The sequence below is a fragment of the Paenibacillus sp. S150 genome, assembly GCF_019352175.1.
In the GTDB taxonomy this organism is placed as follows: Bacteria; Bacillota; Bacilli; order Paenibacillales; family Paenibacillaceae; genus Paenibacillus_AQ.
Genome location: NZ_JACBYI010000020.1, coordinates 94,388 through 108,403, shown reverse-complemented (window position 1 = coordinate 108,403; position 14,016 = coordinate 94,388). Strand labels below are relative to the sequence as shown.

General features: G+C 51.0%; 15 protein-coding genes. 1 reads left to right on the top strand and 14 read right to left on the bottom strand.

Features of this window, described 5'->3' with window-relative positions:
• Positions 1 to 173: 173 nt before the first annotated feature.
• Complete coding sequence (gene pduL / locus HYD27_RS18390; RefSeq protein ID WP_219217572.1) at positions 174 to 746, bottom strand: phosphate propanoyltransferase; 573 nt, start codon at positions 744 to 746, stop codon at positions 174 to 176.
• Between the two features lie 162 nt (positions 747 to 908).
• On the bottom strand, positions 909 to 1,880 hold the full coding sequence (locus tag HYD27_RS18385; RefSeq protein WP_309242090.1) for a dipeptidase: 972 nt from the start codon (positions 1,878 to 1,880) through the stop codon (positions 909 to 911).
• 58 nt (positions 1,881 to 1,938) lie between these two features.
• Between HYD27_RS18385 and HYD27_RS32435 the strand changes: the two genes are divergently transcribed.
• On the top strand, positions 1,939 to 2,067 hold the full coding sequence (locus HYD27_RS32435) for a hypothetical protein (RefSeq protein ID WP_255596478.1): 129 nt from the start codon (positions 1,939 to 1,941) through the stop codon (positions 2,065 to 2,067).
• Positions 2,068 to 2,333: 266 nt separating this feature from the next.
• Here the strand turns inward: HYD27_RS32435 and HYD27_RS18380 are convergent, their stop codons facing one another.
• The 12 genes from HYD27_RS18380 to HYD27_RS18325 form a co-directional block, all read right to left on the bottom strand.
• Positions 2,334 to 2,594, bottom strand: coding sequence for a stage V sporulation protein S (locus HYD27_RS18380; protein ID WP_019910496.1), 261 nt, complete (start codon positions 2,592 to 2,594; stop codon positions 2,334 to 2,336).
• Between the two features lie 200 nt (positions 2,595 to 2,794).
• Complete coding sequence (locus tag HYD27_RS18375; protein ID WP_219217578.1) at positions 2,795 to 3,589, bottom strand: TIGR00282 family metallophosphoesterase; 795 nt, start codon at positions 3,587 to 3,589, stop codon at positions 2,795 to 2,797.
• 52 nt (positions 3,590 to 3,641) lie between these two features.
• Entirely contained in the window at positions 3,642 to 5,183 is a 1,542-nt protein-coding gene (gene rny / locus HYD27_RS18370) for a ribonuclease Y (RefSeq protein WP_219217569.1), read from the bottom strand.
• A 308-nt stretch (positions 5,184 to 5,491) separates the two neighbouring features.
• The gene (locus HYD27_RS18365) at positions 5,492 to 6,226 is read right to left on the bottom strand and encodes a regulatory protein RecX (protein WP_219217567.1); all 735 of its coding nucleotides are present in this window, start codon (positions 6,224 to 6,226) and stop codon (positions 5,492 to 5,494) included.
• Positions 6,227 to 6,454: 228 nt separating this feature from the next.
• Positions 6,455 to 7,519: a recombinase RecA gene (gene recA / locus HYD27_RS18360; protein ID WP_219217565.1), complete on the bottom strand. Its 1,065-nt coding sequence runs from the start codon at positions 7,517 to 7,519 to the stop codon at positions 6,455 to 6,457.
• 280 nt (positions 7,520 to 7,799) lie between these two features.
• Entirely contained in the window at positions 7,800 to 9,089 is a 1,290-nt protein-coding gene (locus HYD27_RS18355; protein WP_219217563.1) for a competence/damage-inducible protein A, read from the bottom strand.
• A 54-nt stretch (positions 9,090 to 9,143) separates the two neighbouring features.
• Positions 9,144 to 9,731: a CDP-diacylglycerol--glycerol-3-phosphate 3-phosphatidyltransferase gene (gene pgsA / locus HYD27_RS18350; protein WP_219217561.1), complete on the bottom strand. Its 588-nt coding sequence runs from the start codon at positions 9,729 to 9,731 to the stop codon at positions 9,144 to 9,146.
• Between the two features lie 151 nt (positions 9,732 to 9,882).
• Complete coding sequence (locus HYD27_RS18345) at positions 9,883 to 10,374, bottom strand: YajQ family cyclic di-GMP-binding protein (protein WP_219217560.1); 492 nt, start codon at positions 10,372 to 10,374, stop codon at positions 9,883 to 9,885.
• Positions 10,375 to 11,510: 1,136 nt separating this feature from the next.
• Positions 11,511 to 11,675, bottom strand: a complete 165-nt coding sequence (locus HYD27_RS18340) for a hypothetical protein (RefSeq protein WP_219217558.1) — start codon at positions 11,673 to 11,675, stop codon at positions 11,511 to 11,513.
• Positions 11,676 to 11,805: 130 nt separating this feature from the next.
• The gene (locus HYD27_RS18335) at positions 11,806 to 12,747 is read right to left on the bottom strand and encodes a helix-turn-helix domain-containing protein (protein WP_219217556.1); all 942 of its coding nucleotides are present in this window, start codon (positions 12,745 to 12,747) and stop codon (positions 11,806 to 11,808) included.
• A gap of 23 nt (positions 12,748 to 12,770) precedes the next feature.
• A complete protein-coding gene (locus tag HYD27_RS18330) occupies positions 12,771 to 13,538 on the bottom strand; it encodes a DUF3388 domain-containing protein (RefSeq protein WP_219217554.1) in 768 nt (255 codons plus the stop codon).
• A 179-nt stretch (positions 13,539 to 13,717) separates the two neighbouring features.
• Positions 13,718 to 13,978: a DUF3243 domain-containing protein gene (locus HYD27_RS18325; protein WP_219217552.1), complete on the bottom strand. Its 261-nt coding sequence runs from the start codon at positions 13,976 to 13,978 to the stop codon at positions 13,718 to 13,720.
• Between the last annotated feature and the right edge of the window lie 38 nt (positions 13,979 to 14,016).

Sequence of the window (14,016 nt, the reverse complement as noted above, 5' to 3'; positions counted from 1 at the left end):
GACACCCTGCCTATCCGGGCAACCTTCGGTTGCCCGGATATCTACTTCGGCTACGGCACTTTAAAGGGTAAAGTTACCGGGTGGACTTGAACCACCTAGATGGTGCGACTGTGAGGCGCACAAAAAAGCGGAGGATTGCTCCCCCGCTCCTTCAATCTTATAAAGGATTAAGACTAATCCACAATTTCAGCAGTATCGCCGTTGCTGGCACCTGCAGCGTTGGCTTCGTCAGTGTCAATATGCATGTCGAGTGCAAAGTTGTCGGATACACGGGCAATCACGTTCTCAAGTACCAGGCCGCGTTCGCCGCCAAGGCGCACCTTCAGCAGCTGCTTGTCGGCAATGCCCCAAGCTTCAGCTTCCGAAGTATGGAGATGGATGTGGCGGGCTGCCACAATCACACCTGTTTCCAGCTCAATTTCGCCGGCAGGTCCTTTGACCGTAATGCCTGGCGTGCCTTCAATGTGGCCGGATTCGCGGACAGGGGCTTTCACGCCGAGGCTGAATGCGTCAGTGCGGGAAACCTCGAGCTGCGAGGCCGGACGGACAGGACCAAGAATTCTGACCTTGTCAAATTTTCCTTTGGTGCCAATCACGGCTACCTGCTCGTTTGCTGCAAATTGTCCGGGTTGGGAAAGCGGTTTGAACTCAGTCAATTGATATCCTGGGCCAAACAGCGCTTCTACGTGCTCCTGCGTAAGGTGAATATGTCGGGCCGACACACCTACGGATACAGTCTTGCTCATTGTAAAGTCACTCCTTGTATTTTCTCTGGTATCTGTACAAGCCATTGAACATTATACATCTATTTCTCTGAAAATAAAAAGACCCCCGTCACATAGAGGGTCCTTTTTTCCGCATTTTACGACTTTGGAAGTGGATTGTCAAGAAATCGCCACTTGCGGCGGTCAGGTCTTTCCGTTCAACGACGGCAGATGTTTTGCGAGAAAGGCCTGGGCATTGCCGTACAGCCAGCCCTTCACCTCTTCCTCCGGATAACGGGCCAGCAGCAGCTCGGCGAATTCCGTATATTTGCCCGGATGCTCCAGCCCTTCCACCCAAGATTCAATGCCGTCAAAATCCGAGCCGAACATAATGTGCCGGGAACCGCCGAAAGAACAGACATGCTCGATATGCCGCAAAATATCCTCCGCCTTCGCTTCTCCTCCGTCGCGGACAAACCAGGGGACAAACGTCAGCCCGATCCTCCCATCCATAGCGACCAATGCCTGAATCTGCCCGTCGCTCAGATTGCGCGGGTGTCCGCATACAGCGGCGGTGTTGGAATGCGAAGCAATGAACGGCCGCTCACTCCGTTCCGCAAGCTCCCAGAACCCGGCAGGCGCGAGATGCGACACATCCAGCAGCATTCCGCTTGCGTTGCACCAGTCAACCAGCTTCCGTCCCTGCTCTGTAAAACCGCCGTTCCGCTGCTCCAGCACGCCATCCGCCGCCCAGTTGGCATAATTCCAGGTAATCCCGAAGAAACGCACTCCCAGCTCAAAGCATAACTGGGCATAGAACAGATTGCCCTCCAGACCGTCTACACCTTCCAGGGAGAGCATTCCCCGGACAGCGGGTGTATCGGCCAGCTCTGCCGCCTCTTCCTTCCAGCGCAGCCACTGGAGGCCTCCAGGACCTGCTACTTTATTCCGGAAAGCTTCAATTTGTCCAAGAATACGTTCAAAGTCCGCTTTTTCCCGCAGCACCGAAAGATAAATGGCAAAAACCTGCAGTTCGACACCCCCCGCCAGCAACCGCTCCAGGGTCACATCCAGCCGGCTGTCCTGCCTGAAATCTATCTCCGGCGATGCCTGCAGCTTGCTGAGCACATCACAGTGAAAGTCCGCTACCTTCAATTGCCTATTTCTATTTTCCACCAGCGTATAAACCTCACTTTCTGTCCTGAAATATCGGTGTCCGAACGGAGGACTTGTTATGGAAGCATTGTCTGAAGTGCCGCGAACGGGCGGCATGAATGTCCGCTGCTCTATTTTGCCATATCCGCATTGGGCCTACTATAATGCTTATGCCACAGCATCGCTTCATTCAACCGGGAGCACCTAATTTCTTGAGACAGAAGAATTTACAGGCTTCACGCTATCCATTATCCTTCTGTTTCTCGCTGAAACGGATGCCTTAAGGCAAATTGCGGATCACTGCTCCGGATGTATATTGCACCCTTCAAGGACAGCGAGCGTTTCTGCTCGATTCACAGCAAAAAACCTGCTCACCGAAGTAAACAGGTTCATTCTCATAGTTTTACGCGGATGACTTCAACGATTTCGCTTCACGCAAAACCCGCTTCGGAAGCATCTGCTTAAGGCTATCTATTATCTGGGCTCTACAATCAGTTTAATCGCGGTCCGATCCTCTCCATCAATCACTATGTCTGTAAAAGCCGGGATGCAGATCAAATCGACGCCGCTTGGTGCGACAAATCCCCGGGCAATGGCAACTGCTTTGACGGCTTGGTTCAGTGCTCCGGCTCCAATGGCTTGCAGCTCGGCCGATCCGCGTTCACGAAGAACACCTGCTAACGCGCCGGCAACGGAATTTGGATTGGATTTAGCTGATACTTTTAATACATCCATAGTAAGTACCTCCCCTGGGAAAATGATGGTGTTCTTCCACTACTGTAGATGTTATTCGCGTTAGAAGAATTAATTCCTTCTTTTTGCGGACCATTCCGGAGAAATTAGGACAAAAGATACTCTTTTTCGATATAATAAAAATCACACTCAACCCAAACCCAAAGATATTTCCCAACAAACCTATTGAATTGTACCTTAGCCTAGCTCATTATCCAATCGCCTTCGCGCAGCCGGATCTTCTCCACACGGGTTGCCTTCCCTGTAGCCTCGTCAAGCTCTGCGAACAAGCCATGCAGCTGCCATTTGCCTTCATCCACCACAAATCTTGCCGGAAGCTGGGTAGTGAATTTATACAACACCGCATCCTTTTCCATACCCAAAATTCCTTCTCTTGAACCAACCATCCCGGCATCAGTTAAATATGCGGTCCCTCCCGGCAGGATAACCTCGTCATTGCTCTGCACATGCGTATGTGTTCCGACCACAATCGAGGCCTGTCCATCCATGAAGTAACCCATCGCAATCTTCTCGGAGGTGGCTTCGGCATGAAAATCGACAAGAATGCACTTATGCTTTTGCCGCAGCTCTTCCACAATCTCTTCACCAATCCGGAACGGGTCATCAATGGCAGGCAAAAACGTACGCCCCTGCAGATTGACAATGGCGAGCTGCTTCCCGTTCGCTTTGATCACTGTATGCCCGCGGCCCGGTGTTCCGGGAGGGAAATTAGCCGGACGGATAAGGCGCGGCTCATCGTCGATAAATTCAAATATATCCTTGTTGTCCCACGTATGATTGCCCATCGTAATGCCATGGACCCCCCAATTGAAGAATTCATTGGCAATCGCCGAGGTGATGCCTCTGCCGGCAGCGGCGTTCTCTCCATTCACGATGATAATATGCGGCTGATATTTATCCTTCAGGGAGGGCAGCATTTCGCGCAGCGCTTTTCTGCCTGTATTCCCACAAATGTCGCCAATAAATAAAACTTTAATGATGTTCTCCTCCTGAAAGAAAAAAGGCCCCGCAGAGGGGCCGATTTCCTGATTATTTAGCGTATTCTACTGCCCGTGTCTCACGGATTACCGTAACCTTGATATGACCCGGATAATCCAGCTCACTCTCAATCATCTTCGTAATGTCGCGTGCCAGACGGAAAGCTTCGGCATCGTCGATCTTCTCAGGCTGAACCATCACACGAACCTCGCGGCCCGCTTGAATGGCATAGGATTTCTCCACGCCTTCGAAGGATTCGGAGATTTCCTCCAGCTTTTCCAGACGCTTGATATACGTTTCCAGGGTTTCGCGGCGTGCACCGGGGCGTGCGGCCGACAAAGCATCGGCTGCTCCAACCAGCATGGCGATAACCGAGGTAGCTTCGCAGTCCCCGTGATGGGAAGCGATGCTGTTGATAACCACCGGATGTTCCTTGTATTTCTTCGCCAGTTCGACACCGATTTCCACGTGCGAACCTTCCACCTCATGATCCAGCGCTTTGCCGATATCATGCAGCAGCCCGGCGCGTTTTGCAAGCACGATGTCTTCCCCAAGCTCACCGGCCATAAGTCCAGTCAAATAAGCAACCTCCATGGAGTGCTTGAGTACGTTTTGACCATAGCTCGTACGGAATTTCAGACGGCCCAGGATTTTGATCAGATCCGGATGCAAGCCGTGAACGCCAACCTCGAAGGTAGCTTGTTCACCGTATTCGCGAATCCGTTCATCCACTTCCTTACGGGACTTCTCGACCATTTCCTCGATTCGGGCCGGATGGATACGTCCATCAGCAACAAGCTTCTCAAGTGCCGTACGGGCCACTTCGCGGCGAATCGGATCAAAGCCTGAGAGTATAACCGCTTCCGGCGTATCATCAATGATGAGATCAATACCAGTGAGAGTTTCCAGTGCACGAATATTGCGGCCTTCACGGCCGATAATCCGGCCCTTCATCTCTTCATTAGGCAGTGTTACGACCGACACGGTGGTTTCCGCCACATGATCGGCTGCGCAGCGCTGGATCGCCAAAGTAATAATTTCACGGGCTTTCTTGTCCGCTTCTTCTTTGGCCTGCTGCTCAATTTCCTTGATCATCTGGGCGGTTTCGTGGCGAACTTCCTGCTCAACATTGCTGAGAATGATACTTCTGGCATCATCGATGCTCAGATTGGAAATGCGTTCCAGTTCAGTGACTTGGTTCTTGTAAATAACATCAATTTGCTGCTGCGTTTCGTCAATTCGTTTCTCTTTGTTAGCTACTTGTTCTTCTTTTCGTTCGAGCGATTCCATTTTTTTATCCAGCGATTCTTCCTTTTGCAGCAAACGTCTCTCTTGCCGTTGGATTTCATTCCGGCGCTCACGAGTTTCTTTATCAGCTTCGGTGCGGATTCTATGGACTTCGTCCTTAGCTTCAAGTACCGTTTCCTTCTTCAGCGCTTCTGCCTCTTTCTTCGCGGTCTCCACGATGACTACGGCTTCTTTCTCAGCACTGGAAATCTTAGCTTCTGCAAGGGATTTACGAATAAAATAACCGAATCCAAAGAATATTGCAGCTACAACGAGAACGATTATGACCCAGATTGCGGTAGGCATTCTGTTCACCTCCTCGTTGGTTCCTCCAAGAACAGGCCTTGGGAATTTGTGCAGTTGTTAAACTAATCCGTTCATCACCATACAAAAAACCGGTAATACACCGATTGCCATACTGCACATGCTGCACATGCACACTGCCCGCCTTATCCGGCGATTACATTTCATATGAGTTGTACGCGAACCGCACCATAAGAGTCTGCTTTTTGGGAAGGAAAAAGGATTCTTATTTATGCCGATTCATGTTATATTTTATTATTTATAAAAAGACATTGTCAAGAGAGACGATAACCGCATTAAAGTCAAGACAATCAGTCAGGGAAGTAAAATTCCTCTTCTTCGCCTTCAAAATCCTCTTCCTCACGCAAAATGCCCAGCACCTGCCGGACCATATCCCCGGAAAACCCCCGCCGCATGAGAAACGCTCCGGTTTTCCTGCGCTTGTCATTCACATCACCGGAGATCAAATTCCATTTCTTCCGTCCCGTCTGCAGAGCACTTTCCAGCTCCTGCTCAGGAGTAATATTCTCCAGCGCCTCGGAAATGAGCGATTTGTCGATTCCCTTCTCGCGCAGCTCCTGGCGGATCCACAGCTTGCCTTTGCGCTGATTCGTAATGCGCTGCTCCGCCCATTGCTTGGCATACAGGGGATCATCCAGCAGACGCTCCTGCTGCAGGCGCAGCAGAACTTCGGCAATTATAGTCTCTCCTATTTCCTTCTCCCGTAAACGGCGCGCCATCTCCTGGGATGTCCGCGGCTTGCGTTCCAAATACCGCAGGCCCTCAACATAAGCCCGCTGCCGTTCATCCGCAACAACAATTTCCTCCAGATCGGCTTTCATGAAGGAACTCCCGGTAATCATCCGGTACTTAATCATGACATCTTCATGAACAGTCATAGGATGTGCGCCAAAATGAATGATATAGCGGCGGTCAGACTTCTTCCGGCGCTCCACTCGTGTAATCACCAGCAGTTCATCCGCCGGAAAATCGGCCAGCGCCTGCTCGTCCTGCTCTTCAGGTTCGGGATTCAATTGTATTACCATCGCTGCCTAATCACCTCGTTGCGGTCACAAGTCTTATTTGATTTACGAAAAAGCGCCCTGCTGTAATCAGTCACAGGGCGCCCGGTATCTTACCTAGATAAGCTGAACTTAAAAATTACGGCAAGGTGGCTCGTGTATTCCTTGCAAGCCAAGGATTTCACCACGGCATCAGGTTAAATTCTGAAGTTCACTTATATAGTATTCAATTTCAAAAGATTGCATATCAAGCTATTCAATTTCAAGCAGCAGCTTCTCTTCTTCCTCTTGCTCTGCCGCTGCCTCGGACTCACTTGGCGCAGCCACAAGCGTTGACAAATTGCTCGCTTCACGAATCTTGTTCTCAATCAGCAGGGCAATATCCTGATGTTCCTTCAGGAACTGCTTGGAGTTCTCGCGGCCTTGTCCAAGACGCTCACCCTCGTAGGAATACCAAGCACCGCTCTTGTTCACGATATCCATTTCCGTGCCGATATCCACAAGGCTTCCTTCACGGGAAATGCCTTCTCCATACATAATGTCTACATCTGCCTGCTTGAACGGAGGCGCTACCTTGTTCTTCACCACTTTGATCTTCGTGCGGTTACCCACAACATCGTTGCCCATCTTGATGCTCTCTACGCGGCGCACATCGAGACGCACGGAAGAGTAGAATTTCAATGCCCGGCCGCCAGGTGTCGTTTCCGGGTTACCGAACATCACGCCGATCTTCTCACGCAGCTGGTTGATAAAGATAGCAATCGTATTCGACTTGTTGATTGCCCCCGACAGCTTCCGTAAAGCCTGGGACATCAGGCGGGCCTGCAGGCCTACATGGGAATCCCCCATGTCGCCTTCGATTTCCGCTTTCGGAACCAATGCAGCCACTGAGTCTACTACGATGATGTCAACCGCGCCGCTGCGGACAAGGGCTTCGGCGATTTCCAAAGCCTGTTCACCTGTATCCGGCTGGGACAGCAGCAGCTCATCGATGTTAACGCCAAGCGCATTGGCGTATTTGGGATCAAGCGCATGCTCGGCATCGATAAATGCAGCTTGTCCACCTGCCTTCTGCACTTCCGCAATTGCGTGCAGGGCAACGGTTGTCTTACCGGAAGACTCCGGTCCATATACCTCAATAATACGACCCTTGGGAAGTCCGCCAATGCCTAATGCAATATCAAGTGCCAAAGATCCGCTAGGCACGACTTCCACTTTCATATGAGTGGATTCTCCCAATTTCATGATCGAACCTTTACCGAATTGTTTTTCTATTTGACGAAGCGCCATATCAAGCGCCGCACGACGATCTGACAATCAGACCACTTCCTTCACTGTTTATAGTTAATATAATAACGTGTTTTCGGGGTCTTGCCAAGCTTTTTTTCGAACATACATTCGTTTTTTCTGTCCCGGGGGCTGATACTCCCTTTTATTGTAAGCCTCCTTACCGATCTGGAATTATGCCGGAATATTCATTCACCGGGTGCCGGACAGTGCCTTCCTTACAAGGGACAGAAAAAACAAAAAACCGCAGCAAGGAAATCTCAGTGCCACGGTTCTTCCGTATGCTTGAATTATATACCGGACGGAAAGGTTATTGCAAGGCTGACCCTTCAAGCGGTGTAGCCACCTTGCGTTCCTCCAGCCTGCGCCAGAGACGGTACAGCAGCGCCTTGACGGTCCGCAGCCGGATGTTCTCGCGCGTGCCTTTGAGGTTAAGCTCATAAACCTCCGTAGGACAGCCGCGTTCCGCCAGACCCACAAATACAAGTCCTACCGGCTTGCGTTCCGAATATCCCGGGCCGGCCACCCCCGTAACCGACAGCCCGAAGTCACTGTCGGCGATCATTCTCACCTGCTCCGCCAGCACCACGGCCACTTCCCTGCTGACCGCTCCCGGTGCATCCGGCCCCTCCAGCAAGGCCGCGGGCACGTTCAGCAGCTTCTTCTTCATATCGTTGGAATAGCATACAATTCCACCGAGAAACATGGAGGCGCTGCCCGGAATATTCGTAATGCTCTCCATCAGCAGACCGCCGGTACAGCTCTCCGCCGCGCTTAAGGTCAAGCCGGCATCTGCCATCCAGTCCACAATCAGCTGCTCCAGCGGCACATCTATATTGGCATACATATGCTCCGGCAGGATCTCCTGAATGGTTTTTTCCAGCACTCCAAGCTTCTGCATGGCCTCCCGTTCCGAAGGGGCTTTGGTGGAGATTCGCACTGTCACCTCGCCCTCCTTGGCATAGGGGGCAATAGTAGGATCACTCTGGCCCCGGATCAGATCAATCAGCTTGTCCTCAAGAAGCGACTCTCCGATACCGGCGAACTTAAGCATTTTGGAATATATCGGCATTTCACCGGTCAGCGCATGCTGCAGCAGCCAGGGCTTGGCCTGGCCTGTGAACATGGGCTTCATCTCACGCGGAGGTCCGGGAAGCACAATGTAATGCTTGTCCTCCTCGGCAAAGGCAAGACCGACAGCCAGACCGGTTTCATTCGGAAGCGGTGTTGCTCCATCAATGATGAGTGCCTGCTTGCGGTTGTTCTCGGTCATTACAATCTTGCGTTCATCAAAAAAACGCTGAACATGATCCATGGCAAGCTGGTCGGTATGCAAGCTGCGGCCCAGGGAGGCTGCAAGCGCGTCTTTGGTAAGATCGTCTTCGGTCGGGCCAATCCCGCCGGTGAACAAAATCACATCCGCACGGCTGCGGGCAATCTCGATCGCCTGCTGGAGGCGGCTGCTGTTGTCCCCGACGACCGTCTGAAAATAGACATCAATTCCAAGCGCCGCCAGCTCTATCGATAGAAACTGGGCATTGCTGTTCACGATCTGCCCGAGCAAAAGCTCTGTGCCGACGGCAATTATTTCCGCTTTCATAGCTGGCTTTCTCCTCCTGAATATAGAGTTAGGTGAATTATCTGCGCTGTAAGGTTATGCGTTATGAAGCTGCAGCAAATCCTTGTTTTTCACGAAATAGTCAATACCTGAATAGATGGTAACGAGCGCCGCCGCCCAGATGGCAATATCATCTACAGGAATGCTGACGAATTGAAACGGAAAGTTGTTGAGCAGCAGCAGTGAAATCGCCACAATCTGAATCACTGTCTTTATCTTGCCCCATTTGCTGGCGGCAACCACTTTGCCGTCGAGAAGCGCTATCTGGCGCAGGCCGGTTACGGCAAACTCGCGGCTGATAATAACGATGGCGATCCATGAGTCGCATCTGCCCAGCTCCACCAGGGAAATCAGCACAGCGGAGACCAGCAGCTTGTCCGCAAGCGGATCGAGCAGCTTGCCGAGATTGGTGACCATGTTGTATTTCCGGGCGATGTAGCCGTCTATTCCATCCGTGCTGGCCGCAAGCAGAAAGATCACAGCCGCGATCAGATGGTTAACGGAGAGCTGGAACGAGCCCCAATGAATCGGTTCCGGATAAAAGCTGAAATTCACCAGCAGGAAAAACATCATAATCGGGATGAGGCAAATACGGGCAAGCGTAATTCGGTTAGGCAAATTCACAGAAGTTCCTCCCTTGATCCATACGAATCCGAATATTCCACTATTTTCTTAAAAACTGCTTAAGCAAGTATATTATAGCCCTATGTAGGTGTCAAAAAAACACAAAGCACCCCGCAGGCAAGAAAGCGCAAGCAGTGCGGGGTACGAAATCTTACTTTAAGTTGTTGAACTGCAAATCCAGCGGCAAATCCGCTTTGCGCAGAAGCTGTATAATCTGCTGCAGATCATCACGGCTTTTGCCGGTTACGCGGATCTGGTCCCCTTGGATCTGGCTCTTCACCTTCAATTTGGAATCACGGATCAGAATATTGATTTTTTTGGCATTCTCCTGGTCAATCCCCTGCTTGAGACCCAGGCGCTGGCGTACAGTTCCCATCGATGCCGGCTCGATCTTGCCAAAATCGAGATTCTTGAGCGTAATTCCGCGTTTGACCATCTTTGACTGTAAAATATCAATGACGGCATTCAGCTTGTATTCATCCTCTGAAGCGATGATAAGCGCGTCCTTCTCCAGCTTCAGACTGCTCTTGCTGTTCTTGAAGTCAAAGCGGTTGTCGATCTCCTTCTCCGTCTGGTGAACGGCGTTGGTCAACTCCTGCATATCCATCTTGGATACGATGTCAAATGAACTTTCCGAACTCATTAATCCACTTCCTTTGTATGCAAATATTCTTTTCCTATTATATGAGAAAGGAACTCTTAAGTCTAATTATGGCAGGGCCAGGCCGCCCGAAATACAAAACAGCCCCACAAAGTGGAGCCTTGCCAGTACACAAAATAACCCCACAAAGTGGGGCCTTGGCTTCGATGATGACTCAGGTACTTTGCGGGGACCCCAGAACATATACATTCTTATCTTTCAAGCAGAAACGGCTTCGCCGTCCTTGACCGGGCAGCGCAGCTGTTTGCATTCCAGGTGTAAGGCTGCCTGCTGAAGCCAGGCGGGGAGCCAGGTGGAAGAGGTCACTTCATATTCCCCCAGCCGCTTTTTCGCAAGGGTTAGCGGGAAAAAGGCTCCCTAATCGATCCGTTTCTCTCCCTTTCAGGGGAATACGCCTACATTAAGCTGAACTTGAACCATTCTTCCAAAGGGCAGCCATTTTAGTGGGAAAAAGGATAACTAATCCACCGCATTCGGATTCCGGATCATCCCTAGTGAGAAAAAGTACAACTAATTTGGCTGAAATCAGCCATATGGAGCGAGTGGGCCTCCATGAAGTGTACAAAATCCCACTAAAGCCCGTTAAATCCAGAATTCCAGCCCATTAGTGGTACTTTTTACACTTCGCTTCAGTCCCGTATGAATCTCTACCTTGCGTTCCATCAGCTTGTTCCGGTTCTCCGGTTCCATTCCTATACATTAAGTTTCTTTATTGTGTTTTTTTAAGATTACAGAACCGCCTCCCGCTTAAACAGCAGAGCGGACGGACCCGCGGAACAGCGGCAGCCTGGGTCTCCGGATTTTCACCGCTAAGGGGAATGAAAAAATCTGGAGAGCACAGATATTGGAACAACGCTCCGTTCGCGGAGCGTCCACTCCAAAAGCCTACGTATATCCTACGCAAGTGGAAACGGCTTCGCCGTCCTTAAAGAGGGACGGGGTGTTTCAGCGAGAAATAGAAGGATAATTAAGTATGCCAAGCCTATAAATTCCGCCCTGTAATAATGCGGCCGCAGCGATATTTCATTCCTCAGTGATGCCGCGCAGCGGCATGGGGGTTTATCTTTTAAGAAAAACGCGTCCCCCGGATCAAAGGCTCGGGAGACGCTGCATGCGGGCTACTGTCTGCTGCGTCCGGGGGTCCGGAACATGTCCAGAATTCCCAGATAGATATGCGCCAGTCCGAAACCCAGGATTCCATATCCCCAGGCACCCGGCGTCAAATAGTATCCCAGGAGACTGACGATAATCCCCAGCCCTGTTACGATCCAGCTAACGGTCATAAGAGAATACACCTCACTTTGGCGTAAGAACTGTAAATCAGTCTTAGGTTCTCCAAAAAGCCAAAGTCTATACATCCAACCCTTTTTATTAAGCAGCTGTGCCCGCCCGGTCAAAAGCCTTGTCCTGGCTTCACTCCGTTTCGCTGTTGCCTGCTCCGGTCCCGGTAGCCGCCGGGCCGTCATCCAGCTCCAAAAGAAGACGGGAAGAGGTCTTGCCGTCGGTGACGACTTGCCCATTGACTGTAATTTCGGTAGCCGGAGAATACCCGGACTTGATGTACATCCCTTCGCTGTCCAGAGTGAAGCTCATATTGTCGCCGGCGGCGGTATTGCCGAAGCTGAGCTTCTCGCCCTTGGAATTCTCGCCCTTGTATACCTCAAGCCAGCTTACTCCAGTGGCTGCGATCTCGACCTGAACGGCGCTGCCGGCAGGCGCTGAAACCTTGTACACCGTCGTTTTGCCCGATTTCCGGTCCTCTGTAACAGTAACCTCCTGTGTCGTTGGAAGCGGTGTAGCTGTAGGAGCAATCGTCGCCTCCGGAGTCGCCGTAACCGGGTCAGCCCCTGCCGAAGCGGAAGGGGCTGCTACACCTCCGCCCTCCGCCGTCGGCGAAGGCTGAACCTTGGAAGGGTCCTGTGTAGCGGTAGTCAGGTTTGCCGGCTCCGCTTTGTCCGGATCAGGTTTGTTCATGTTGGAAGAAGCGTACAGATAGATCACCACGATAATCAATACGGGAAAGGTCCACATCAGAACCGTTGGCAGCCACTTCGCATTCCGTTCCGTCTCTGGTCTGCGGCTGCGTTTCTGTATCACCGTTTCCATCGTTGTGTCTACCGGAGCTGCAGGCACATTGCCGTGCTCCTCCATCAGCTCATCAGGATTGACACCCACGGCCTCCGCATAGGTTTTGATAAACGCCCGGACATAAAAGCTTCCCGGCAGCACCTTGTAATCCCCCGCTTCGATGGCTTCCAAATATTTTTTGCGGATTTTCGTTACTTCCTGGACATCATCAAGGCTCATCCCTTTTTGCAGACGCGCCTCCTTCAAATGCCGGCCCAGTTCCGACATACCATCACCTCCTAATGTGTATTTTATAGATCATCACTGTAGCTCGTCGTGAACGAGTCGTACAATATCTCTTCGTTCGGTGTGTTGCGCAGCTCAATAATAATATCAAAATCATCATAGCTGTACTCGGATTCGCGCACAAAAATATCCGGATGCTCAATCACCTTCGTGCTGGGCATGTTCATCACATTCTGCAGCAGATTATAATGCTTCTCATTGGAGCGGATCGTGCTGACAATGCCGTCAATGATGAAAACATTATGCGGATTCATTTCATCCTCGGCGAGCTGGCTGCGTACGGTCTGCCGCAAAAGCGTCGAGGAAACAAAGGTCCAGCGCTTCATGGCGCAGACGCTTCCGGCGATAATCGATTCGGTCTTGCCGACACGCGGCATGCCCCGAAGACCGATAACCTGGTTGCCTTCCCTTTTGAACAGCTCGCCCAGAAAATCAACCAGCAGTCCAAGCTCATCCCTGGTGAAGCGGAATGTCTTGCGGTCATCCGAATCGCGGTCAATATAGCGTCCATGCCGGACGGCCAGCTTGTCTACCAGCCGTGGGGAACGCAGAGCCGTAACCGTTATATTATCAACTTTTTTGAGCATTTCGCCCATCAGCATGATTTTTTCATCGTCACTTGTTTCCAGCAGCATTCCGCGGGTCTTGCCCTCCACTCCGTTGATGGTCAGGATGTTGACCTCCAGCATTCCGAGCATTGAAGCGATATCGCCAAGCAGACCGGGTCTGTTCTTATGTATCTTGTACTCCATATACCATTGTTTATATTCCACTTGTACACCTCATAGATTTCCTTTTCCCTTAACTTTGCGCCAGACGTAAAAAAAGCCGGCTTCGGCAAAGTGTTCTGAAACATGGGTCATGTTAATGATATATAAAATAAAATTGAAAGGCAAGGTCAGTCCTGTAATAATTGCAGAAAAGCTCCCGCGAGGGGAGCTAGTTCCGCGAGCTATGCGTTTTTCTTCGCCAGCTTGACCATGAGGGAAGCAATCGTATGCTTCTCTTCATCCGTGCCGACATCCCACAGCTCTTTGATCGCCCGGTTGGAATAGTTGCCCGGATCGACTTTTTTATCAAGGAATTCCCCGATTTCAAAAGCCAGCTTGGAAATGGTTTCATCACTCATCCCCATTTTTTCAGCCTGAATGACCCGATCGCCCAAAAAGCTTTTCCAGGTATCAAAGTTTTTCACTACGGAGTCTGTTGACATCTTAAATCCTCCTCAAAATGTTGTGGGTTACGTGAGAT